The sequence below is a fragment of the Isoptericola sp. NPDC055063 genome (assembly GCF_053608125.1).
Map to the genome: position 1 here is coordinate 1 of NZ_JBSGUW010000021.1, position 21,680 is coordinate 21,680.

Consider the following 21,680-nt stretch of genomic DNA (forward strand, 5'->3'; position numbering starts at 1 on the left):
GACTATCAAACACACTGTTGAGTTCTCAAACAACCGACGCACACCCACAAGACCAGAACCATTCCCGTTCCAGCCCCGCCGGGGCAACCCCTCAAACTTACCAGATCGTTTTCCCTCTTCCAAATCCCTGATCCGTGGATCAAAGGGAATCGAGAAGACGATCCGACCCACCGAAAGGAATGCGCGAAGCATCCCGCCCTTGAAGGTGTGGGTTTCAGTCCCGGCCCGGCCACCGGTACCCAGTCTCTCGACTGTCTCCTCGGTGTCCGTCGGCCCGTCGGGCTGACGTCGTAGAACATTACCCGGATGGAGCGTCCCGTGCAACGTGGCCGGACGTGGGGCGCGCCCCGTCCGGCCACGCCCGGTCCAGAGGCCCCTCTCGACGCCTCCGGGGGGCGGGTACCCGCCGTGCCCTGACAGCCCGGCGGGTACCCGTGCCTGCCTCAGGCGGGCACCGGCTCCGGCGCCTTCCCCCGGGCGAGCGCCCGCGCGGCGTCGAACTCCCCGAGCACCGCGGCGTCCGGCCGGGGCGTCAGGAGGCTGACCACGACGGCGACCAGGAGGCCGACAGCGAAGCCCGGGACGATCTCGTACAGCGTGTCCGCGAGCCCGGACCGTCCCCACGCGAACGCGACGACGGCTCCCGCCACCATCCCGGACAACGCGCCCCACCGCGTGAGGCGGCGCCAGTACAGGCTCAGGATGACGACGGGGCCGAAGGCCGAGCCGAACCCTGCCCAGGCGAACCCCACGAGATCGAGGATCGAGGAGGTGCGGTCCAGCGCGATCAGGCCGGCGACGATCGCGACCAGGAGGACTCCGCCGCGGCCGAGCATCACCTCGGCGCGCGTGCTCAGCCGCAGCCCGGTCATCTTGACGAGGTCCTCGACGAGGGCGGACGAGGACACGATGAGCTGCGACGAGATGGTCGACATGATCGCGGCCAGCACCGCAGCCAGCACCAGGCCAGCGATCAGGGGGTGGAAGAGGAGCTGGGCCAGCAGCAGGAAGATCGTCTCGGGGTTGTCGACCTCGAGACCCTCGACGTTCGCGTAGGCGACGCCCACCAGTCCGGTCGTCACGGCGCCCAGCGCGGTGAGCACCATCCAGGCGATGCCGATGCGCCGGCCCGCGGTCGCGTCCTGCGGCGTCCGGATCGCCATGAAGCGCACGATGATGTGCGGCTGGCCGAAGTACCCGAGCCCCCACGCGAGCGCGGAGATCACCCCGGTCGCCGTCGCGCCGGCGAAGAACGACAGGTGCTGCGTGGTGCCGTCGGCGTCCGCGGCGCGGATGCCCTCCTGGACCGCGGCCCAGCCGCCGAGGTCGACGATCGCGAGCACGGGCACGGCCACGAGCGCCGCGAGCATGAGCAGCCCCTGGGCCACGTCGGTCCACGTCGCGCCGAGGAAGCCTCCGAAGAGCGTGTAGGCCAGGGTCACGCCGCCCACGACGAGCAGCCCGGTGAGGTAGTCCAGGCCGAACGAGCTCTCGAAGAAGGTCCCCCCGGCCACCATCCCGGAGGAGACGTAGAACGTGAAGAACACCAGGACGATGACGCCGGCCGCGATGCGCAGCAGGTGTGCGGGGTCGCGCAGCCGGTTGTCGAAGAAGCTCGGGATGGTGATCGAGTTGTTCGCGACCTCCGTGTAGGCGCGCAGGCGCGGCGCCACGAACTTCCAGTTGAGCCAGGCGCCGATGGTCAGGCCCACCGCGATCCACGCCTCGACGAGGCCCGTCAGGTAGATCGCGCCGGGGAGGCCCATGAGGAGCCAGCCCGACATGTCGGAGGCTCCCGCGCTCAGCGCGGCGACGCTCGGGCGCAGCCGCCGCCCGCCGAGCATGTAGTCGTCCAGGTCGTCGGTGCGGCGGTAGGCGGCGTACCCGATGCCCAGCATCGCCAGGAGGTACACGACGATCGCGATCGTCTGCCAGGTCTGATCGCTCATGCGATCGATCACCCTCTCGGTCGTGTCGTTGCAGCGTCTGGCGCTGGACGCGCCGACCGCCGCGTGGTGCACGACGGACCGGGGCCAGGTCGGTACGCGGTCGGCGCTGACCTCGCTGCTGTGCCACCCCAAAGGGCCGGAAAACACAACGGCCCGATCCCGAGGAGGGATCGAGCCGTGGTGTCTTCGGTGCGCCCGGAGGGATTCGAACCCCCAACCTTCTGATCCGTAGTCAGATGCTCTATCCGTTGAGCTACGGGCGCAGTCCTGATCGGCGCTGTCGCACCGACCGACGAGAACATTACAGGCCCTCGGCCGGTTCCCCAAACCGAGGATGCCCATCGTGATGCACGACACCGGAGCCGGGCTTCTCGGGCCCGTCCTCGCCGTCGCCCCACCGTCCCGGGCAACAGAAAAGGCCCCGGGCGTTCAGCAGCCGGAGCCTTCCTGGCGGAGACGGCGGGATTTGAACCCGCGAACGGGTTGCCCCGTTACCACCTTAGCAGGGTGGCGCACTAGACCAGACTATGCGACGTCTCCTCGCGGCAGCACAGCAGCACCGCGGCGCCCAGACTAACCGCCGGGGATGCCCGGGGGCAAAGCCGCGCGCCGTCGACCCCGCCACACGGCCGCCCACGCTACGGTCGGGCCCATGCTGGACGACGACGACCAGGACCGCCGGCGCGCCCCTGACGGGCGCCCGGACACCACCCCGCACGACGGCGGGCACCCTCGCGACCAGGGCGACGACGAGGCCGAGGACCAGGCCGATGAGCATGGCGACGACGGGCGCGGAGACCAGGACGTCGACTACGACGTCCTCGTCGTCGGCTCGGGGTTCGGCGGCAGCGTGGCGGCGCTCCGACTGACGGAGAAGGGGTACCGCGTCGGAGTGCTCGAGGCCGGCCGCCGGTTCGCCGACGACGAGCTGCCGCGCACGTCGTGGGACCTGCGCCGCTTCCTGTGGGCGCCCGCGCTGGGCTGCTTCGGCATCCAGCGGATCCACCGCCTCAAGGACGTGCTGGTCCTGGCCGGCGCGGGCGTGGGCGGCGGCTCCCTCGTCTACGCGAACACCCTGTACCGCCCGCTCGACGCGTTCTGGTCCGACCCCGCCTGGGCGCACGTGACGGACTGGAAGGCGGAGCTCGAGCCGTACTACGACCAGGCGGAGCGGATGCTCGGCGCCGTGGACTACCGGCGCACGACCCCGGCCGACGAGGTGATGCGCGACGTCGCCGAGGAGATGGGCGTCGGCCACACGTTCCGCAAGGTGCGGGTCGGCGTGTTCCTCGGGGACGAGGAGACGGCGGACCCGACCCGGCCGTGCGGCGCCCCCGGCGCCGCCGTCCCCGACCCCTTCTTCGGCGGCGCGGGACCGGAGCGGAACCCGTGCCTGCACTGCGGCGAGTGCATGACCGGCTGCCGGCACAACGCCAAGAACACCCTCGTCAAGAACTACCTGCACCTCGCGGAGGGTGCCGGCGCCCGGGTGCACCCGCTGACCACGGCCACCGCCGTCGTGCCACGGGCCGAGGGCGGCTACGAGGTGCGCACGCACCGGACAGGACGGGGCTGGGCCGGCCGTCGCACCTACCGCGCCCGGCAGGTGGTCCTCGCCGCGGGCACGCTCGGCACCCAGCGGCTCCTCCACGCGATGCGCGACAGCGGCGACCTGCCGCACCTGTCCGACCGTCTCGGGCACCTCACGCGCACCAACTCCGAGGCGCTGCTCGGAGCCATGCGCCCCGTGCGGCGCGGGCAGGTCGGCGAGCCCGACTACTCCGAGGGCGTGGCCATCACGTCGTCCTTCTACCCGGACGAGCAGACGCACGTCGAGCCCGTCCGGTACGGGCGCGGCTCCAACGCGATGGGGCTGCTGCAGACCGTGCTGGTCGACGGCGTCGCACCGGGCGAGGGGCCGCGCTGGCGGCGGTGGCTCGGCGAGCTCTGGCAACGGCGCCGGGACGTCCCGGCCCTCTACGACCTCCGCGGCTGGTCGCAGCGCACCGTGATCGCGCTGGTGATGCAGAGCCGCGACAACTCGCTCACGACGTTCACGCGGCGCGGCCCCTTCGGGCGGCGCCTCACGTCCCGGCAGGGCACCGGTGCGCCGAACCCGACATGGATCCCCCTGGCCCACGACGCCGTCCGCGCGATGGCGGCCCGCATGGGCGGGCTCGCCGGCGGCAGCGCGGGCGACCCGTTCGACGTGCCGATGACCGCGCACATCCTCGGCGGCTGCACGATCGGCGACTCCCCCGACACGGGCGTCGTCGACCCGTACCACCGGGTGCACGGCCATCCCGGCCTGCACGTGCTCGACGGCTCGACGGTGACGGCGAACCTCGGCGTCAACCCCTCCCTGACGATCGCCGCCCAGGCCGAGCGCGCGTGCGCCCTGTGGCCCCACCGCGGCGACCCCGACGCCCGGCCCGCACCGGGGTCCGCGTACGCCGTCGTCCCGCCCACGGCGCCACGCCATCCCGTCGTCCCGGCCGCCGCGCCGGGCGCCCTGCGGCTGCCGATCGTCGAGATCCGCTGAGGCGACGCAGGAAAGCGCCCCCGACGGGACCGTCGGGGGCGCTTTGGTGCGTGGCGGAGGGCGAGGGATTCGAACCCCCGGTGCATTGCTGCACAACGGTTTTCAAGACCGTCACATTAGGCCGCTCTGTCAGCCCTCCCGGAACGGCGGCGAGGCCGCCGTCCGGCTCAGCAGTGTACCGGCCGGGCACGCCCGCGGCCCCGGACGCCGAGGCGCACCGGGGCCGCGGGGACGGCCGGTGGACGGGCGACCGTCAGGCCGCGCCGCCGCCCGAGCGCAGCTGGCGCATCGCGAGCTGGACCAGGGCGATGAGCGTCTGCTTCGTCGCCGCGCGCGAGCGGGCGTCCGTGTAGAGCATCGGCACGTGCGCCGGGATCTGGAGCGCCTCGCGGACGTCCTCGAGCCGGTGCTTGGCCACGCCGTCGAAGCAGTTCACACCGACGACGAAGGGCACGCCCCGCGACTCGAAGTAGTCGATCGCCGGGAAGCACTGCTCCAGGCGGTCCGTGTCGACGAGCACGACGGCGCCGATGGCGCCGCGGATCAGGTCGTCCCACATGAACAGGAAGCGGTCCTGGCCCGGCGTGCCGAACAGGTAGAGCCACAGGTTGCCCGGCAGGGCCACGCGGCCGAAGTCCATCGCCACGGTCGTGGTGGTCTTGCGGTCGGACACGCCACCCGCGTCGTCGACGCCCACCGAGTGCTCCGTCATCGCGGCCTCGGTGTTGAGCGGCTCGACGTCGGAGATGGAACCGATGAACGTCGTCTTGCCGACGGCGAACCCGCCCGCGACGACGATCTTCGTGACGGTCGGGGCGGTGGACGGCTGGGCGGGGGCCGCCGCGGGGGCGGACTGCGCCGGGGCCGCGGGGGTCGCCGCGGCCGCGGCCGGCGCCGCCTGCGAGGGCTGGGCCTGCGCGGCCGGAGCCTGCGCGGCCGCGGTCTGCGGCGCCTGGACCTGCTGCGCGACCGGACGCGACGCCGCCTCGGCCACCGGGGCGGCGGCCGTCGGCACCGAGGTGATCGGGCCAGGGGCTGCCTGGGCCGCCGGGGCACCGCCGAGCACGCTCTGCCGCTGCGGGGCGCCCACCGCCGCCGGAGCACCGCCGACCGTCGGCGTGCTCACCGCGCCGACGGTCTGCGAGACCGGCGCCCAGGCCGGGGACATCCCCCCGGACGCTCCGGGCGTCGGGCTGTCAGAGGGCGGAAATGCCATTGAGAACACTCTCCAAGACGCTCAGAGACAGGCCCGAGTGGGAACTGCCGTGACCCGTGTGGACGTTCACCGGGGTCGAGGTGTGCACGGTGATGTGCCCCTCCTCCTGCATGTCCGCGACCAGGATGCGGACGACGCCGAGGGGCAGGCGCAGCAGCGCGGAGAGCTCCGCGATCGAGACGTAGGTGTGCGCGGCGTGCTGCAGGATCGCCCGCTTCTCCGGAGTGAGGCCCATGCTCGTGACGGCACCGGGCAGCACCTCGACCAGCGCCTCGAGCGGCAGGTCGGACATGGCGGAACGGACGCGGCCGCCCGTGACCGCGTAGGGACGCACCGTCGAGGCCTCGTAGCCGTCTGCCGAGTGCGCACCCAGAGAACCGAACGATGCATGCGTCATGGTCGCGACCTCATCCCACCCGCGCGGAGCGCGTCGAGCCGTCCACCGGAAGGTTCCCTCGCATCTCCGAGATCAGCTGCGGGGTGAGCGTGGCCTCGGTGCGGGACACGAGCAGCGCCATCTCGTAGCCGATGAGGCCGATGTCGCAGGACGACTCGGCGACCACCGCGAGGACGGAACCGTTCGAGACGTTCATCAGGAAGAGGAACCCGTTGTCCATCTCGATGACGGCCTGGCGCACGTTGCCGCCGTTGAGCTGGCGGGCGGCCCCACGGGTGAGGCTCGACATGCCGGAGACGATCGCCGCGAGCTGGTCGCCGCTGGTGCGGTCGAGCTGGTCGGACATCGCCATGAGCAGACCGTCCGCCGAGACCACCAGGGTGTGGCGGCTGCCCGGGACGGTGCGCACGAAGTTGTCGAGAAGCCACCCGAAGTTGGTCGCTTCAGTACTGAGGGTCACGCTTCCTCCTCGTCAAGTACGCCGAAGGCGCAGGTCACCGCTGCTGCGGCGCGGATCCAGGGACATCATTCACGGTAGGGACGGCCGGCGTCGAGGCCCCGAGGGCACTCGCGTCGTCACGGCCGCGGCTCGTGGCCGACTGGAAGGCCGACAGACGCGAGCGGAGCTGCTCCGGGTCCCGCTCGATACGGGCCGTGAACCGCTCGGTCGCCCCCGAGGTCTCCCCCGCCCGCTGGCGCCGTGCCAGGCCGCCCGACACGCTCGAGACCGTCGTCGGGCGGTAGGTCTGCTCGTCGTTCGTCGAAGTCACGTTCCCTTCCTGGAAGACGCCGCGCTGCAGCATCGTGGACATCTCCTCGTACAGGACGGCCGAGGCCATCCACTCCGACCGCGCCTCGACCGTGTCCGGCACGAAGTGCGGGTCAAGCGGGTCGTTGCCGCCGGTCTCCGTCGGGCGCAGCGGGAGCACCGAGCCGCCGTACGAGGTGGCCGCCGGCTCCTCGCGCGGCTCCGGCCGGGCCTCCTCGCGCGGCGCCTCGTACGCCGCAGGGGCGGCGTCGAACGGCGCCGGCTCGGGGCGGGTGGGCTCCTGGACGGCACCCATCGACGCCGGGAACGGCGTCGACGCGGCGGGCGCCGCAGGCTCCTCGGACGAGGGCTTGCGGCCGAACAGGCCGCGCTTGCGGCCCGCCTGCGCCTGCTCGCTCTCGCGGGCGGCGCGACGCGTCGGCAGGTCCGCGATGAGGTCCTCGAACGCGGGGAGCTCCTGGAACGCGTCCTGGGCGGGCTCGGCCTGCGGCGCCGGGGCGAGGGAGTCGCGCGGCGCCTGGACCGGGGGCGTGACCGGGTCGAACGACGACGTCGCGACGGGCTCGACGACCTCGCGCACGACCGGTTCGAACGCCGAGGTGGCGGGGCCGGCGTACGCGACCGGCGCCGGCGCCGGGGCCACCGGAGCGGGCGAGGCCGCGGCGGGCGCGACCGGACCGGGCTCCACCGGTGCCGCCGGGGCGGGCGCAGCGGCGCGCGTGGGGAGCGCCACCGCGGGCGAGGCCTCAGTGGCGGGGCGGTACGCCTCCTGCTGCACAGGGGCCGGCGCCGGGGCGGGCGCCGGCGCCTCCTCGGGCTCGGCGACCGGCACGACGTGGGCCGCCGCGGGCGGCTCGTCGACGGCCACCGGGGCGAACGCCTCCGGGAGCGCGGCCGGGTCCTCCGTGACGGCGTCGAGCTGCAGCGTGCTCTCGGTCTCGGAGACGTCGATCGACCCCATGGACCGGAAGCTGGAGAACAGCCCCGCGCGCTGGTCGACGTTGAGCACCGGCGCCGACACGGGCTCGGGCTCCGCCGCCTGTGGCTCCGGCTCGGCGCGGTGCCGGCTCGGCAGCGACGACGCGGAGGCCTCCACCGCCGCCGGCGGGCGCCAGGCGTCGGTGGTCGACTCGTCCGCGAGCTCCGGGAGGTCCGGGGTGGCCAGCGGCGGCAGCACGATCGGGCCGGTGTCGACGCCGGCGGGAGCCGGGGCGTTGTCCGCGGGAGCCTCGGAGCGCCGACGGCGCGGCATGCCGATCGACGTCGTGCCGTCCGTGAGCGCGTCGAGGTCCACCGCGACCGCGGCGGGGGGCTCGGGCGCGACGGGCAGCGACGACGAGATCGCCGGGGTCGGCATGGTCCGGGTGTCGTCGACCGGGGTACCGAACCCCGGCGCGGCGAACGGCGCGGGCTCCGCGAGGGGCGTGGGCTCCGCGAACGGTGCGGGCTCGGCGACGCTCTCCGCGGCGGCGGGCACGGCGTCGACCGGGCTCGAGGCGGGCGCGGCGACGGTGCCCACGGCCTGGCCGCTCAGGTCGGCGGCCGCGCTCTGCGTCGCCGCCTCCAGCGGGTCCGTCGGCTCGGGCAGCGGGAGCGCGTCGTCGGGCAGGAACAGGTCCGCCGGGAACAGCACCGTCACCTCGGTGCCCTGGCCGCCGTCGCCGGCGCGGAACGACACGCGGGCGTTGAGGCGATCGGCCAGACGGCCGACCACGTACAGGCCCAGGCGCTGGGCGCCGACGGCGTCCGACGCGGCCCGGCTGGCGACCTTCGTGTTGGCGTCCGCGATCTCCTCGGGGCTCATCCCCAGGCCGTGGTCGCGGACCGTGACGACCACGCCGCGCTGGTCGCGCGCCGTCGACACCTCGACGGGCGTGTGCGGCTCGGAGAACATCGTCGCGTTCTCCAGCAGCTCCGCGAGCAGGTGCGCGGCGCTCAGGGCGTTGTGCCCGAGCATGTGCGGGTCGACGCGCAGGTCGAGGCGGACGCGGTCGTACAGCTCGATCTCGGAGGACGCCGTCCGGACGACGTCGGAGATCGGCATCGGGTTGCGCACGCGACGGCCGGAGTCGATGCCCGCGAGGACGAGCAGGGACTCGGCGTTGCGGCGCATACGCGTGGCGAGGTGGTCCAGGCGGAACAGGTTCGACAGGGTGCTCGGGTCCTCCTCGGACCGCTCCAGCTCGTCGAGGAACGACAGCTGGCGGTTGAGCAGCACCTGGTCGCGACGGGCCACGTTGACGAACATCTCGGCGATGGAGCCGCGGAGCGCCGCCTGCTCGCGCGCCACGACCATCGTCGTCTCGTTCACCTCGTTGAACGCCGCCGCCAGTCGTCCGATCTCGTCGCTCGACTCGACCGGCACCTGGACGAGGTCGATCGACGGGCCCTGACCGGGCACCGCCATCTGCTCGACCATGCGTGGCAACCGGTCGCGGACGTCCGCCGTCGCGGACGTGAGGCGGGCCAGCGGCTGCACGATGCGGCGCGCGATGAGCAGCGCCAGCAGGAGCGACACGAGCACGACGCCGAACGCGCCGGCACCGGTCAGGATCGCGGTCCGCTGGGCCTGGCCGGCCAGGTCGTTCGCACGGGTCACGGAGTCGGCGCGGACCTCGTCGCGCACGTCCTGGGTGGCGTCGACCCAGCCCTGCGACAGCTCGCCCCACTTGGCGGCGACCTCGGGCTCGATGCCGGAGAGGTTCCAGTACCGCAGCTGCAGGCGGAGGCGGTCGAGCGACGGGTCATAGGCCGGGACCTTGATGTCGCCGGGGATCGCGTCGAGGCGGTCCTGCGCCTCCTTGCGCAGTGAGTCGGTCGACTCGAGCGCGGAGACCATGCGGCTGACGAGCTCGGAGTCGATCTCCTCGCCGTTCGCGGCCTGCTGCAGCACCGCCGCCACCAGCGGGCGCTCCAGGGTGTTGGCGAGCATGGCCTCGTCGAGGGCGATGTACGCCTGCGCGCGCCGGGTCAGCTGGGGGTCCTCGGAGCTCTGCGCCACCGAGCGGGGCACGTTGAGCGCGCTCTCGATCAGGGCGGTGTAGCGCTCGGTCGCCTGCTTCTCCGTCACCTGGTTGGCGGCGACGTTGCGCTGGAGGTCGTCCATCGCGATCCGGTCGCGGATCGTGCGCGCCACGGCGTCCTGGACGTTCGGCGAGAGGTTCGTCGTGGCGAGGGGCTCGAGCGCGTCGTTGCGCGCGTCGAGCGCGACGTCCGTCTTCTCCTGCAGGCCGACGAGCTGCTTCTTCGCGCCCGGCAGACCCATCCACACGCCGATGTTGGTGCCGCGCTCGGCGGCGACCGCCGAGCCGGCGGAGTCCTGCGCCTCGAGCGACTCCATCAGCGCGGCGGTCTGCTCGGCCCGCGTGTTCTCCTGCAACGACTGCCAGGTGATCCAGCCCGCCGTCAACGCCAGGACGAAGATCGGCACGGCGAGTGTCGCAAGAATCTTCCCGCGAACGCCCAACCTGCGGAGCATCTGAACCTCTCTCCAACACTGTTCGTCGAGTGCGGGCGGCCGTCGCCGTCCGTATCCCGGATGGGTGCCATCACGTCCGGCACCCCTCGGCGCGGCCCGGGTGGGCTTCCAGGCGCGCGAGTAGGCTCCATCGGTGTGCGAGCGGTCACGATATCGGCACCAGGCGGTCCAGGGAAACTCGCCCTATCCCTCGTCAACCAGGTCAAACCGGGCCCCGGCGAAGTCCTGGTCGACGTCGCTTCGGCGGGCGTCAACCGTGCTGACCTGCTACAACGCGCGGGAAACTACCCGCCGCCGCCCGGCGCTCCCGAGTGGCCGGGTCTCGAGATCTCGGGTACGGTCCGCGCGCTCGGCCCAGGTGTGACCGGCTGGGCACCCGGCGACCGCGTGGTCGCGCTGCTCGAGGGCGGCGGGTACGCGGAGCAGGCCGTCGCGCGCGCCGCCCAGCTGCTCCCCCTGCCCGACGGCGTGGGGCTCGTCGACGCCGCCGGCCTGCCCGAGGCGGTGTGCACCGCGTGGACCAACCTCGTCGACGCCGGGCGCCTGCACGCCGGGGAGACCGTCCTCGTGCAGGGCGGGTCCGGCGGCGTGGGCAGCGTGGCGGTCCAGCTCGCGGCCGCGCTCGGCGCGCACGTCGTGGCCACGGCGGGCGGCCCCGAGCGGGCCGCCCGCTGCGTCGAGCTCGGTGCCGCCGTCGGCGTCGACCACCGCACGCAGGACGTCGTCGCCGCCGTCCGGGACGCGACCGACGGGCGCGGGGCGGACGTCGTGCTGGACGTGCTCGGCGGGGGCGGCCTGCGCGACAACGTGCGGGCGCTGGCCCCCGGCGGGCGGCTCGTCGTCATCGGGCTGCAGCAGGGCCGCCGCGGCGAGCTGGACCTGGCCGCCCTCATGGCGAAGCGGGCCTGGGTGACCGGCACGACGCTGCGCTCCCGGTCCGCCGACGAGAAGGCTGCCCTCGTCGCCACGGTCTGCGAGCGGGTGTGGCCGATGGTGGCCGACGGCCGCGTGCGCCCCGTCGTGCACGCTCGGCTCCCCCTCGCCGACGCCGCCCGCGCGCACGAGCTGCTCGAGTCGGGCGTGCCGTTCGGCAAGGTCCTCCTCGTCCCCTGACGGGTCCCGCGGCCCGACCGGCCGTCGTCGGTGGGCTGGGCCACACTGGGAGGCATGACCGAGAGCGACGACGCCACCGAAGCACGCTCCGACGAGCCCCGCGCGCGGGTGGTCGCGCCCGAGGGAGAGGACTCCGCCCCCGCCGAGGAGGGTGGCCCCGACGGCGGCGCCCCCGACGCCGAGCCGGGTGAGACGTCGCGCATCGAGGAGCCGGCGAAGGTCATGCGCATCGGCGGCATGATCAAGCGCCTCCTGGACGAGGTGCGCGACGCCCCGCTCGACGACGCGGCGCGCACCCGCCTGGCGGAGATCCACGAGCGCTCCCTCACCGAGCTCGAGGAGGGCCTGTCCCCCGACCTCGTCGAGGAGCTGCACCGGATCACCCTGCCGTTCTCCGACGAGGGCGTGCCGTCGGACGCCGAGCTCCGGGTGGCGCAGGCGCAGCTCGTCGGCTGGCTCGAGGGCCTCTTCCACGGCATCCAGACGGCGCTCGTCGCGCAGCAGATGGCCGCCCAGGCGCAGCTCTCGCAGATGCGCCGGGCGCTCCCGCCGGGCGCGCACCCGGCACCGTTCGGGCCCGGCGGTCCCGGCGGGCCGGGCGAAGGACCGGCGCAGCCCGGCGACGACCGCCGCCCCTCGCCCGGCCAGTACCTGTAGCCGGGCCAGTCGGTCAGGTCCGGGCGGTCATGGCGATCGCGCCGGAGACCAGCGCGAGGCCGGCCAGCTCGGGCCAGGTGGGGATCTGCTGCAGCACGACGGCGCCCACGAGCACGGCGGTGGCCGGCAGCAGGGCCAGCATCACGGAGAACGTCGCCGTCCCGACACGGCGCAGCACCACCTGGTCGAGGACGTAGGGCACGACGGACGAGCAGACCGCCACGACCAGGAGGAAGACGAGCAGCGCGGGATCCGGGACGACGGTCGCCGCCGTCGAGCCGAAGAACGGCGCGAAGGCGACGGCGCCCGCCACCATGCCGACGGCGAGCCCGTCGATCCCCGTGCCTGCGCCGGCGACGCGCTTGCCCAGCACGATGTACCCGGCCCAGCACGCGGCCGCCGCGAGGATCGCGGCGAGCCCGACGACGGCATCCTCCCGCGGGATCCCGGAGCCGAGGGTGACGCCCGCGAGCAGCAGCACGCCGGCCGCCGCCACGGCGATCGCGGCGCGCTCCTGCCACCCGCGCCCGGTGATCGCGGCCACGGCCACCGGGCCGAGGAACTCGATCGCGACGGCCACCCCGAGCGGGAGGTGCGCGACGGCGACGTAGAAGGCCACGTTCATCGCCGCGAGGACGACGCCGAACAGCGCGGCGGCGACGAAGTCGTGCCGGCTCCAGCGGCGCCGCCAGGGGCGTCGCCACGCGACCAGCACGACGGCGGCGAGCAGGATGCGCCACCAGCCGACGGCGGGCGCGGCGAGCGTGTCGAAGAGGCCGACCGCGACGGCCGCCCCGGCGTACAGGGTGAGGCCGGAGACGATGAACAGGAGCGGCGCCGGCACGCGGTCCAGCGCTCCGCGCGGGGTGGGGGCGGGGGTCGGCACCCAGGGAGCATACGGGCGCCGCGCGGGCGCCCTCGCCCCCGGACGAGGACGTCTCCACGCCCGGGATGTGGACGATCCGTGGACGATGCCTGGACGTGCGGTGCGCGGGCCCCCTACGCTCGCGGGGCCACCGGGGGCAGCGCGCACTCCGCGCGCACCGGCTCCGCCGGACGCCCCCTCCGACGACCCCGTGAGGCCGCCATGTCCTTCCAGGACGCGATCAAGACCGTCTTCTCCCAGTACGCCACGTTCACGGGCCGCGCCCGCCGCTCGGAGTTCTGGTACTTCTACCTGTTCGTGGTGCTGGTCAACATCATCACGAACAGCCTCGACCGCATGCTGTTCGAGAACGCGATCCTCAACAGCCTCGCCGCGCTCGCGCTCCTGCTCCCGCAGCTGGCCGTCGGCGCCCGCCGCCTGCACGACACCGGCAAGTCCGGCTTCCGCCTGTTCTGGGCGTTCCTGCCGATCATCGGCTGGATCATGCTGATCGTCTGGTGGGCGCAGGACAGCCAGCCCGGCGCGAACCAGTACGGCGAGAACCCGAAGGGCGCCCAGACCGGCGCGCCGTACGGCGCCCCGGCGGCCTGACGCGCCACCCGCCACGCACGACGACGGCGGCCCGGGCTCCTGCCCGGGCCGCCGTCGTCGTCCCCGCTCCTTCTCTCTCCCCCGTCAGCCCTTGACCGCACCCGCGAGCATGCCGCGGACGAAGAAGCGCTGCAGGCCGATGAAGACGATCAGCGGCACGACCATCGCGATGAACGCGCCGGCGGTGAGGAGGTACCAGTCGCCGCCGCGGGTACCCGCCAGCTCGGCGATCTTCACCGTCAGCGGCTGGTACGCCGGATTGGCGAACGTCAGGCCGACGAGCAGGTCGTTCCACACCCACAGGAACTGGAAGATCGCGAACGACGCGATCGCCGGGACCAGGAGCGGGAACAGCACGCGGAAGAAGATCTTCACGTGCCCGGCGCCGTCGACGCGGGCCGCCTCCACGAGGGACGCCGGGATGTCCTTCATGAAGTTGTGCAGCAGGAAGATCGCCAGCGGCAGCGCGAAGATCGAGTGCGACAGCCAGACGGTCCAGAAGCTGCCGGACATGTTGGCGCCGAAGACGGCCTGGAAGAAGTCGTTCGAGTCGACGTAGTCGGCCAGCAGCGGCACCAGCGCCACCTGCAGCGGCACGACCTGCAGGGAGAACACCGCGACGAACAGGAAGTTCCGCAGGGGGAACTTGATCCACGCGAACGCGTACGCCGCCAGCAGCGACAGCGTGATCGGGATGAGGACCGCCGGGATCGTGATGACGAACGAGTTCACGAAGAACGTCGACAGGTCGTTGCTGTTCCCGTAGAGCGCCTCGTTGTAGTTGTCCATCGTGAACGTGGCGTTGCCGGTGAACACCGTCCACCAGCCGCTCTTGCGGATGTCGTCCTGCGGCCGGAACGACGTGATGAGCAGCCCCAGCGACGGGATCGTCCACAGGATCGCGATGATGATCGCGATCCCCGACGCCCACGGGGAGCTCAGCTTGCCCTTGGTGGCGATCGCCCGGCGCTCCATGCGGGAGAGCTTGCGGATCTGCTGCTGCGGGACGTCGTCGTCCAGCGCGGCGCCCGCGACGGCCTGGCCGGGGGTGGGTGTCGAGGTCATCGGATCTCCTCCGACTTGCGCATCTGCCGCACGTTGTAGGCGATGATCGGGATGACGAGGATGAACAGGACGACCGCGAGCGCGGCCGCGAGCCCCTGGTTCCCCTGCCGGAAGGCCTGGGTGTAGAACTCGTTCGCCACGACCTGGGTGCCGAACTGGCCACCGGTCATCGTGCGCACGATGTCGAAGGCCTTGAGCGTTCCCATCGCGATCGTGGTGAGCACCACGACCAGCGCCGGCCGGATGCTGGGCACCGTGATGTAGCGGAACATCCCCATGCCGTGCAGCCCGTCCAGGCGGGCCGCCTCGACGATGTCGTCCGGGATGGCCTTGATCGCCGCGGACAGCACCGTCATGGCGAACCCGGTCTGGATCCAGATCATCACGACGATGAGGAACCACGTGTTCCAGGGCTGCCCGATGAGGAACTGCTGGGGCGGCAGACCGACCCAGACCAGCACCTGGTTGAGCAGGCCGATCTGCTCGATCCCCGGCTGGTCGGGGCGGAACTCGTAGACGAACTTCCAGATGATCGACGCGCCGACCATCGAGATCGCCATCGGCACGAACACGAGCGCCTTGGCGAGCTTCTCGAAGCGGGTGCGGTCGACGAGCACCGCGTACGACAGCCCGATGACCGCGCTCAGCAGCGGGGCCAGGATCACCCAGGCCGCCGTGACCACGAGCACGTGCTGGAACTGGCCCTCGGTGAAGGCCCGCACGTAGTTGTCGAACCCGACGAACTCGGATCCGTTGCGGTTGAAGAACGACTGCCACAGCGTGATGAGACCCGGACGCAGCAGGCCGTACGCGAGGAACAGGAGCGGCACCCCGACGAAGCCGAGCGCCACCACCCACGACGCGATCCGCTTCGGGCGGTCCACCAGGAACAGGATGAGGCCCATCACCGCGGCGAACAGCGCCACGGCGAGCACCATGAGCAGGAGCTTCTGCGTCGTGGTGTCGGGCTCGAGCAACCAGGACATCGACGACCTCCTCGAGAAGTCAGGGAACGACCGGGGTCAGGACGCACGGTCCGGGCACGTCGGACGACGTGCCCGGACCGCGGGATCGAGCAGGGTTCAGGCGAGCGGCAGGGTCAGCTGCTCGGCCAGGACGCCTCGATCTTGTCCGTGACCTCCTTGGTGCTCGCCCCCGTGAGCCAGTCGACGATGCCGGTCCAGAACGTGCCGGCACCGACCTCGCCCGGCATGAGGTCCGAGGCGTCGAAGGCGACGACGGTGTTCGGGTCGGACAGGACGCCGGCGACGTACTGGTCGAACTCGGTGGCGAGGTTCTTCGGGTCGAGCCCGCTGTTGGCGCTCACCCAGCCGCCGTCGGGGGTGTTCAGCGCCTTCTGGTTGGCCCAGTCGTCGCTCGAGAGGTAGGTCTGGAAGGCCTGCACCTCGGGCTTGTCGCTGAACGCGGCCACGAACTCGCCGCCGCCGAGCATCGGCTTGACGTCGGTCTGGTCCGTGGGCAGGTAGAAGGCGAACACGTCGCCGTCCTTGGAGACCGTGGTGCCCTGGGGCCACTGGGTCTGGTAGAAGTTCGCCGCGCGGTGCATCCAGCAGTTGCCGTCGAGGATGCCGTTGCCGGCGTCCGTCCACGACTGCGTGGCGATCGAGTTGACGTCGCCCAGGCCCGCGTTGACGTAGTCCGGGTTCTTGAGGATCTCGCCCGCCGTGTCCCAGGCCTTGACGACCTTGGGGTCGTTGAACGGGATCTCGTGGGTGTACCACTTCGTGTAGTCCTCGATGCCCGCGGTGCGGAGCATCATGTCCTCGATGAAGTCGGTACCCGGCCAGCCGGTCGCGTCACCGGACTCGACGCCCGCGCACCAGACCTTCGCGCCGTCGTTGTCGTCGTGGATCTTCTGGGTGAGGTCCAGCAGCTCGGTCCACGTCTGCGGGACCTCGTAGCCGGCGTCCGCGAACATCTTCGGCGAGTACCAGACGAACGACTTGGCGTTCGCGCCGAGCGGCGCCGAGTAGAAGGTGCCGTCGACGGTGCCGTAGCCCTTCCAGGTCTCGTTCCAGAACTCGTCGACGTTCTTGGCCGTCGCGTCCGGCGCCGGCTTGATGGCGTCGGGGTAGTCCTTGACGATCGTGTTCAGCAGCCCGGGCTGCGGCAGGTACGCGATGTCGGGCGCGTTGCCCGCCTTGATGCGCACGAGCAGCTGCGCCTCGAACTCGCGGGACGCCTCGTAGTTGATCTTGACGCCCGTGCAGTCCTCGAACGCCTTGTAGGACGCCTGCTGCGTCGCGCCCTCGGGGTCGACGATCGAGGTGTAGACGTTGACCGTCTTGCCGTCGAGGTCGCCGAACTCGTCGTACGCGGAGCAGTCGATGGCGGCTGCGGAAGCGCTACCACCTCCAGTGTCCTCCCCGGTTCCGCCTTCTCCGTCCGGGTCGCTGCAGGCGGCCAGCACGAGCGCCAGGCTCGCGCCGGTCGCGGCCAGCGCCAGGGCGCGTCGCCGCGCCGTCGTCGTTCGTGTGGTCATGCCAAGCTCCTCCACTGCGTCGTGGTTCACGGAAGTTTGCCCACCGATCGGCGGCTCGTGATCCCAGGTCCCCCTAGACCGGGATACTGCCTCCCCCTGGAGTTCATCGCACCTGGGCCACCCGATGCAAGTTCCTGCAACACGTTTCACGGTCACGACTCGATGACGATTCATGACACCCTGGTGCCGGACCCGTGTCACGACCGTTTTCCGAGAGGACCACCATGATCGAGCTGAGGAGCCCGCGAGAGATCGACCAGATGCGCCCCGCCGGGCGTTTCGTGGCCGACGTGCTCACCGCGGTACGCGACGCCGCCGCCGTCGGGGTGAACCTGCTCGAGCTCGACGCCCTCGCCCACCGCATGATCCGCGACCGCGGCGCCGAGTCCTGCTACATCGACTACCACCCGTCGTTCGGCGCGATGCCGTTCGGCAAGGTGATCTGCACGTCCGTCAACGACGCCGTCCTGCACGGCCTGCCGTTCGACTACGCCCTGCGCGACGGCGACCTGCTGAGCATCGACTTCGCCGCCTCCGTGGACGGCTGGGTCTCGGACTCCGCCCTGTCGTTCGTGGTCGGCGGCTCCACCACCCCGGAGCGCGCCGCCGCCGACGCCAAGCTCATCAAGACCACCGAGGTGGCGCTCGAGGCCGGCATCGCCGCCGCGCTCCCGGGCAACAAGATCGGCGACATCTCCGCCGCGATCGCCGAGGTGGCGCACGGCGCGGGCTACACGATCAACACCGACTTCGGCGGGCACGGCGTCGGCCGCACCATGCACGGCGACCCGCACGTGCCGAACGACGGCCGGGCCAAGCGCGGGTTCCCGCTCAAGCCGGGCCTCGTCATCGCCATCGAGCCCTGGTTCCTCGAGACCACCGACGAGATCTACACCGACCCCGACGGCTGGACCCTCCGGTCCGCCGACGGCTCCCGCGGGGCCCACAGCGAGCACACCATCGCCGTCACCGCCGACGGCCCGCTCGTCCTCACCGCCCGCGACTGACGCGCGGAGGCAGGGAGAGCAGCACCGGGACGACGCCGTCCTCCTCGATGGAGCCGGTGACCTCGTCGGCCGCGGCGCGCACGACGTCGTCCGCGTGGCCCATCGCGACCCCGCGACCCGCCCAGCGGAGCATGTCGACGTCGTTGTGCCCGTCGCCCACCGCGACCGTGGCGGCCGGGTCGACGCCCAGCTCCGCGCGCAGCCGCTCCAGCCCGGACGCCTTGGTGACGCCCTTCGGGGCGACGTCCATCCACGCCGTCCAGCCGATGGCGTAGGTGACGTCGCCCAGACCCAGCCGCGCGGCCATCGCGCTGAACTGCGCCGGGGTGTGCTCGGGGCTGCGGATGACCACGCGCGTCACGTCGCGGGACCAGAGCTGCTCGAACGCCACGACCTGGTGCACGCCGTCGAGCTCGCCCTCCGGGAAGAGCGCGTTCATCCGGAAGCCGACGCCGATGTCCTCGACGGCGAACCGGGCGTCGGGCAGCTCGGTGCGCAGCAGGCGCAGCGCCGGACCCGGGTCGAAGGTCCGCACCTCGTCGAGCTCCCAGCCGTGCGGCAGCGCCGGGTCGAGGCGCACGGTCACGGCGCCGTTGGAGCAGACCATCCAGCCGGACGTGATGCCCAGCAGCTCGGCCACCGGCGTCATCGCGACGAGCGACCGCCCCGACGACAGCACCACGTGGTGCCCCGCGTCCTGGACGGTGGCCACGGCGTCGCGCACCGCGGACGACAGGCCGCCGTCGTACCCGAGCAGCGTCCCGTCGATGTCGAGGGCGACGAGGTGCGGCGCGACGGCCTGCGCGGGGGGCGCGCTCACGCGACCGGCTCGAGCACCTCGAGGCCGCCCAGGTAGGGGCGCAGCCCCTCGGGCACGCGCACCGAGCCGTCCGCCTGCTGGTGGTTCTCCAGGATGGCGACGATCCAGCGGGTGGTGCCGAGCGTGCCGTTGAGCGTGGCCACCGGGCGGGTGCTGCCGTCCGCGGTGCGCTCGCGCACGCCCAGGCGCCGGGCCTGGAACGTGGTGCAGTTCGAGGTGGACGTCAGCTCGAGGAAGCGCTGCTGGGTGGGCAGCCACGCCTCGCAGTCGAACTTGCGCGCCGCCGACGAGCCGAGGTCGCCCGCCGCGGTGTCGATGACGCGGTACGGCAGCTCGACCTTCGCCAGCATGGCCTCCTCCCAGGCGAGCAGACGCTGGTGCTCGGCCGCCGCGTCCTCGGGGTCGCAGTAGCTGAACATCTCGACCTTGTGGAACTGGTGCACGCGGATGATGCCGCGGGTGTCACGACCCGCGGCGCCCGCCTCCCGGCGGTAGCACGCGCTCCAGCCCGCGTAGCGCCGCGGGCCCTCCGACAGGTCGAGGATCTCGTCCGCGTGATAGCCCGCGAGCGCCACCTCGCTGGTGCCGACCAGGTACAGGTCGTCCTTCTCCAGGTGGTAGACCTCGTCCGCGTGGCTGCCGAGGAACCCGGTGCCGCGCATCGTCTCCGGCTTCACCAGCGTCGGCGTGATCATCGGCGTGAAGCCGGCCGCGACCGCCTGGTCGACGGCGGCGTTCAGCAGCGCCAGCTCCAGGCGGGCGCCGATGCCGGTGAGGAAGTAGAACCGCGAGCCCGACACCTTCGCGCCGCGCGCGGTGTCGATCGCGGCCAGGCCCTCGCCGAGCTCCAGGTGGTCGCGCGGGGAGAAGCCCTCGGCCTCGAAGTCGCGGGGCGTGCCCACCTGCCTCACGACGACGTAGTCGTCCTCGCCCCCGGGAGGGGCGCCCTCGACGACGTTCGCGATGCGGTAGAGCAGCTCGTCGACCTCCGTCGCGGCCTCCGACGCGTCGGCCTGCCTCGCCTTCACCTGCTCGGCGAGGTGCTTGGTGCGGGCCAGCAGCTCGGCCTTCTCCTCGCCCTGCGCCTTCGCGACCTGCTTGCCGAGCGCCTTCTGCTCCGCGCGCAGCGTCTCGAACTCCGTCAGGGAGGAACGACGGCGCGCGTCGGCGTCGAGCGCCGCGTCCACGAGGGCGGGGTCGTCGCCGCGGGCCAGCTGGCTCGCACGGACGACGTCGGGGTTGTCGCGCAGCAGTCGGAGGTCGATCACGCCCGCAAGCCTAACGGCCGGGCCGCTCGCGACCCCACGGACATCCACGCGGCTCCCCGCCCGGAACGACCTCGCGGGGGCCGGACCGCCCCGCCGCACACCCCACACCTCGCGGCTCCCGGAACTACCTCGGCGTGAGATGGGCGACTTCGCCGGGTCCGGCGGCACGATCCGTCGTAGGTTGCCGTCATGCCGGATGAGTACGCGGGTGCCGTCGCGCTCGTCGTCGTGCTGGTCCTCGCCCTGTCGGCGCTCACCGCCACCGTGGTCCTGTGGCGACGCACCCGCACCCGCGAGCACGCCATGGCGGATCGGGACGCGCAGCGCGTCGAGGACGGCCGGGCCCGGGGCCTGCAGCTCGCGGTGGTCATCAACCCGTCGAAGGAGGGCGCGGCGGACGTGCGTGCCGTCGTCGAGCGGGTGTGCGCCGACGCCGCGCTGCCCCGGCCCCTGTTCTACGAGACCACCGTGGACGACCCCGGCACCGGCCAGGCGCGGCAGGCGCTGGCGGACGGGGCCGAGGTGGTGGTCGCGGCCGGCGGCGACGGCACCGTGCGCGCCGTCGCCGAGGCGCTCGCCGGGACGGGGCGGCCGATGGGGCTCATCCCGGTCGGCACCGGCAACCTGCTGGCGCGCAACCTCGACCTGCCGCTCACGTCGGTCACCGACGCGGTGGCCGTCGTGCTGGGCGGCACGGACCGGGCCATCGACGTCGGCCGGGCCCGGGTCACCGAGTACGCCGCGGACGCCGAGGTCCCCGACGACCGCGACCGCGCGCACATCTTCCTCGTCATCGCGGGCCTCGGCTTCGACGCCGCGATGGTGGCCGACGCCGACGACCAGCTCAAGGCCAAGGTCGGGTGGGTGGCGTACTTCGTCGCCGGCGCGCGGCACCTGCACGGGCGGCGCATGCGCGCCACCATCCGCCTCGACGACGGCGAGGCGGTCGAGGCGCGGCTGCGCAGCATCATGGTCGGCAACTGCGGCCGCCTGCCCGGCGGCATCACCCTGCTCCCCGACGCCGTGATCGACGACGGGGAGCTCGACGTCGCCGCGATCGACACCCGCGGCGGGCTCGCGGGCTGGGCGCAGCTCTTCGGCGAGGTCGTGGCGCAGGGGCTGGGCGTGCGCAACGACCTGCCCGGCAAGATCGGCCGGATCGACCACACGCGGGCACGCCGCGCCGTGATCCGGGTGGACGACGGCGAGCAGGCCCAGGTCGACGGCGACCCCCTCGGGATGGCCGTCGAGCTGGAGACCTGGGTCGAGCCCGGCGCACTCGTGGTCAGGACCGGCTGACGCTCGCCGCGGCACTCTCGGCGCACGGGACCGGCTGACGCTCGCAGAGGCACCGCGGGCGCAGGAGAGGAGCTGATCGTGTGAACGTCCCCACCCGGCCCGTCACCTGCGGCGGCCCGG

The 21,680-nt window shown here is 72.7% G+C and carries 17 protein-coding genes and 3 tRNA genes; 6 read left to right on the forward strand and 14 right to left on the reverse strand.

Annotated features, from left to right (window positions below; translation table 11 throughout):
- Positions 1-443 precede the first annotated feature (443 nt).
- The 3 genes from putP to ACWF41_RS20370 form a co-directional block, all read right to left on the reverse strand.
- On the reverse strand, positions 444-1,949 hold the full coding sequence (gene putP, locus ACWF41_RS20360) for a sodium/proline symporter PutP (protein WP_380324077.1): 1,506 nt from the start codon (positions 1,947-1,949) through the stop codon (positions 444-446).
- Positions 1,950-2,139: 190 nt separating this feature from the next.
- Positions 2,140-2,212 (reverse strand) — tRNA-Arg (locus ACWF41_RS20365).
- Between the two features lie 185 nt (positions 2,213-2,397).
- Positions 2,398-2,489 (reverse strand) — tRNA-Ser (locus tag ACWF41_RS20370).
- Positions 2,490-2,601: 112 nt separating this feature from the next.
- On the opposite strand from ACWF41_RS20370, the gene ACWF41_RS20375 reads away from it, so the two are divergent.
- Positions 2,602-4,491, forward strand: coding sequence for a GMC oxidoreductase (locus tag ACWF41_RS20375; protein WP_380324080.1), 1,890 nt, complete (start codon positions 2,602-2,604; stop codon positions 4,489-4,491).
- Positions 4,492-4,542: 51 nt separating this feature from the next.
- Here ACWF41_RS20375 and ACWF41_RS20380 read toward each other — a convergent pair.
- The 5 genes from ACWF41_RS20380 to ACWF41_RS20400 form a co-directional block, all read right to left on the reverse strand.
- Positions 4,543-4,630: transfer RNA gene (locus tag ACWF41_RS20380), tRNA-Ser, on the reverse strand.
- 114 nt (positions 4,631-4,744) lie between these two features.
- On the reverse strand, positions 4,745-5,290 hold the full coding sequence (locus ACWF41_RS20385) for a GTP-binding protein (protein WP_380324101.1): 546 nt from the start codon (positions 5,288-5,290) through the stop codon (positions 4,745-4,747).
- Between the two features lie 397 nt (positions 5,291-5,687).
- The gene (locus ACWF41_RS20390; protein WP_380324083.1) at positions 5,688-6,104 is read right to left on the reverse strand and encodes a DUF742 domain-containing protein; all 417 of its coding nucleotides are present in this window, start codon (positions 6,102-6,104) and stop codon (positions 5,688-5,690) included.
- Between the two features lie 10 nt (positions 6,105-6,114).
- Positions 6,115-6,564 (reverse strand): roadblock/LC7 domain-containing protein, encoded by a 450-nt coding sequence (locus ACWF41_RS20395; protein ID WP_380324086.1) that lies wholly within the window; start codon positions 6,562-6,564, stop codon positions 6,115-6,117.
- Between the two features lie 34 nt (positions 6,565-6,598).
- Entirely contained in the window at positions 6,599-10,303 is a 3,705-nt protein-coding gene (locus ACWF41_RS20400) for a sensor histidine kinase (RefSeq protein ID WP_380324089.1), read from the reverse strand.
- Between the two features lie 183 nt (positions 10,304-10,486).
- Between ACWF41_RS20400 and ACWF41_RS20405 the strand changes: the two genes are divergently transcribed.
- The gene (locus ACWF41_RS20405; protein WP_380324092.1) at positions 10,487-11,464 is read left to right on the forward strand and encodes an NAD(P)H-quinone oxidoreductase; all 978 of its coding nucleotides are present in this window, start codon (positions 10,487-10,489) and stop codon (positions 11,462-11,464) included.
- Between the two features lie 54 nt (positions 11,465-11,518).
- Positions 11,519-12,121, forward strand: a complete 603-nt coding sequence (locus ACWF41_RS20410; protein WP_380324095.1) for a bacterial proteasome activator family protein — start codon at positions 11,519-11,521, stop codon at positions 12,119-12,121.
- A 13-nt stretch (positions 12,122-12,134) separates the two neighbouring features.
- Here ACWF41_RS20410 and ACWF41_RS20415 read toward each other — a convergent pair whose 3' ends face one another.
- Entirely contained in the window at positions 12,135-12,965 is an 831-nt protein-coding gene (locus ACWF41_RS20415; protein WP_380324104.1) for an EamA family transporter, read from the reverse strand.
- Between the two features lie 243 nt (positions 12,966-13,208).
- Between ACWF41_RS20415 and ACWF41_RS20420 the strand changes: the two genes are divergently transcribed.
- Positions 13,209-13,598 carry a DUF805 domain-containing protein gene (locus ACWF41_RS20420; RefSeq protein ID WP_380324098.1) on the forward strand — a complete coding sequence of 130 codons (390 nt, stop codon included), beginning with the start codon at positions 13,209-13,211 and terminating at the stop codon, positions 13,596-13,598.
- Between the two features lie 84 nt (positions 13,599-13,682).
- On the opposite strand, the gene ACWF41_RS20425 is transcribed toward ACWF41_RS20420, so the two are convergent.
- The 3 genes from ACWF41_RS20425 to ACWF41_RS20435 form a co-directional block, all read right to left on the reverse strand.
- Complete coding sequence (locus ACWF41_RS20425) at positions 13,683-14,663, reverse strand: carbohydrate ABC transporter permease (protein ID WP_380327108.1); 981 nt, start codon at positions 14,661-14,663, stop codon at positions 13,683-13,685.
- Positions 14,660-15,649 (reverse strand): carbohydrate ABC transporter permease, encoded by a 990-nt coding sequence (locus tag ACWF41_RS20430; RefSeq protein ID WP_380327111.1) that lies wholly within the window; start codon positions 15,647-15,649, stop codon positions 14,660-14,662. Before ACWF41_RS20430 ends, ACWF41_RS20425 begins: the two co-directional genes overlap by 4 nt.
- A 113-nt stretch (positions 15,650-15,762) precedes the next feature.
- Positions 15,763-17,166 (reverse strand): ABC transporter substrate-binding protein, encoded by a 1,404-nt coding sequence (locus ACWF41_RS20435; protein ID WP_380318903.1) that lies wholly within the window; start codon positions 17,164-17,166, stop codon positions 15,763-15,765.
- 224 nt (positions 17,167-17,390) lie between these two features.
- Between ACWF41_RS20435 and map the strand changes: the two genes are divergently transcribed.
- Positions 17,391-18,173, forward strand: a complete 783-nt coding sequence (gene map, locus ACWF41_RS20440; protein WP_380318906.1) for a type I methionyl aminopeptidase — start codon at positions 17,391-17,393, stop codon at positions 18,171-18,173.
- Here map and ACWF41_RS20445 read toward each other — a convergent pair.
- Positions 18,157-18,993, reverse strand: coding sequence for an HAD family hydrolase (locus ACWF41_RS20445; RefSeq protein ID WP_380318909.1), 837 nt, complete (start codon positions 18,991-18,993; stop codon positions 18,157-18,159). The genes map and ACWF41_RS20445 overlap by 17 nt on opposite strands.
- A complete protein-coding gene (gene serS, locus ACWF41_RS20450) occupies positions 18,990-20,261 on the reverse strand; it encodes a serine--tRNA ligase (protein ID WP_380318912.1) in 1,272 nt (423 codons plus the stop codon). The genes ACWF41_RS20445 and serS overlap by 4 nt, the downstream gene beginning before the upstream one ends.
- 189 nt (positions 20,262-20,450) lie before the next feature.
- On the opposite strand from serS, the gene ACWF41_RS20455 reads away from it, so the two are divergent.
- Positions 20,451-21,560: a diacylglycerol/lipid kinase family protein gene (locus ACWF41_RS20455; protein WP_380318915.1), complete on the forward strand. Its 1,110-nt coding sequence runs from the start codon at positions 20,451-20,453 to the stop codon at positions 21,558-21,560.
- Positions 21,561-21,680: the final 120 nt, after the last annotated feature.

Coding starts and splice junctions, on each gene's coding strand:
- putP (WP_380324077.1), bottom strand. CDS start 1,949: ATGAGCGATCAGACCTGGCAGACGATCGCGATCGTCGTGTACCTCCTG.
- ACWF41_RS20375 (WP_380324080.1), top strand. CDS start 2,602: ATGCTGGACGACGACGACCAGGACCGCCGGCGCGCCCCTGACGGGCGC.
- ACWF41_RS20390 (WP_380324083.1), bottom strand. CDS start 6,104: ATGACGCATGCATCGTTCGGTTCTCTGGGTGCGCACTCGGCAGACGGC.
- ACWF41_RS20410 (WP_380324095.1), top strand. CDS start 11,519: ATGACCGAGAGCGACGACGCCACCGAAGCACGCTCCGACGAGCCCCGC.
- ACWF41_RS20420 (WP_380324098.1), top strand. CDS start 13,209: ATGTCCTTCCAGGACGCGATCAAGACCGTCTTCTCCCAGTACGCCACG.
- ACWF41_RS20425 (WP_380327108.1), bottom strand. CDS start 14,663: ATGACCTCGACACCCACCCCCGGCCAGGCCGTCGCGGGCGCCGCGCTG.
- ACWF41_RS20430 (WP_380327111.1), bottom strand. CDS start 15,649: ATGTCCTGGTTGCTCGAGCCCGACACCACGACGCAGAAGCTCCTGCTC.
- ACWF41_RS20435 (WP_380318903.1), bottom strand. CDS start 17,166: ATGACCACACGAACGACGACGGCGCGGCGACGCGCCCTGGCGCTGGCC.
- map (WP_380318906.1), top strand. CDS start 17,391: ATGATCGAGCTGAGGAGCCCGCGAGAGATCGACCAGATGCGCCCCGCC.
- ACWF41_RS20455 (WP_380318915.1), top strand. CDS start 20,451: ATGCCGGATGAGTACGCGGGTGCCGTCGCGCTCGTCGTCGTGCTGGTC.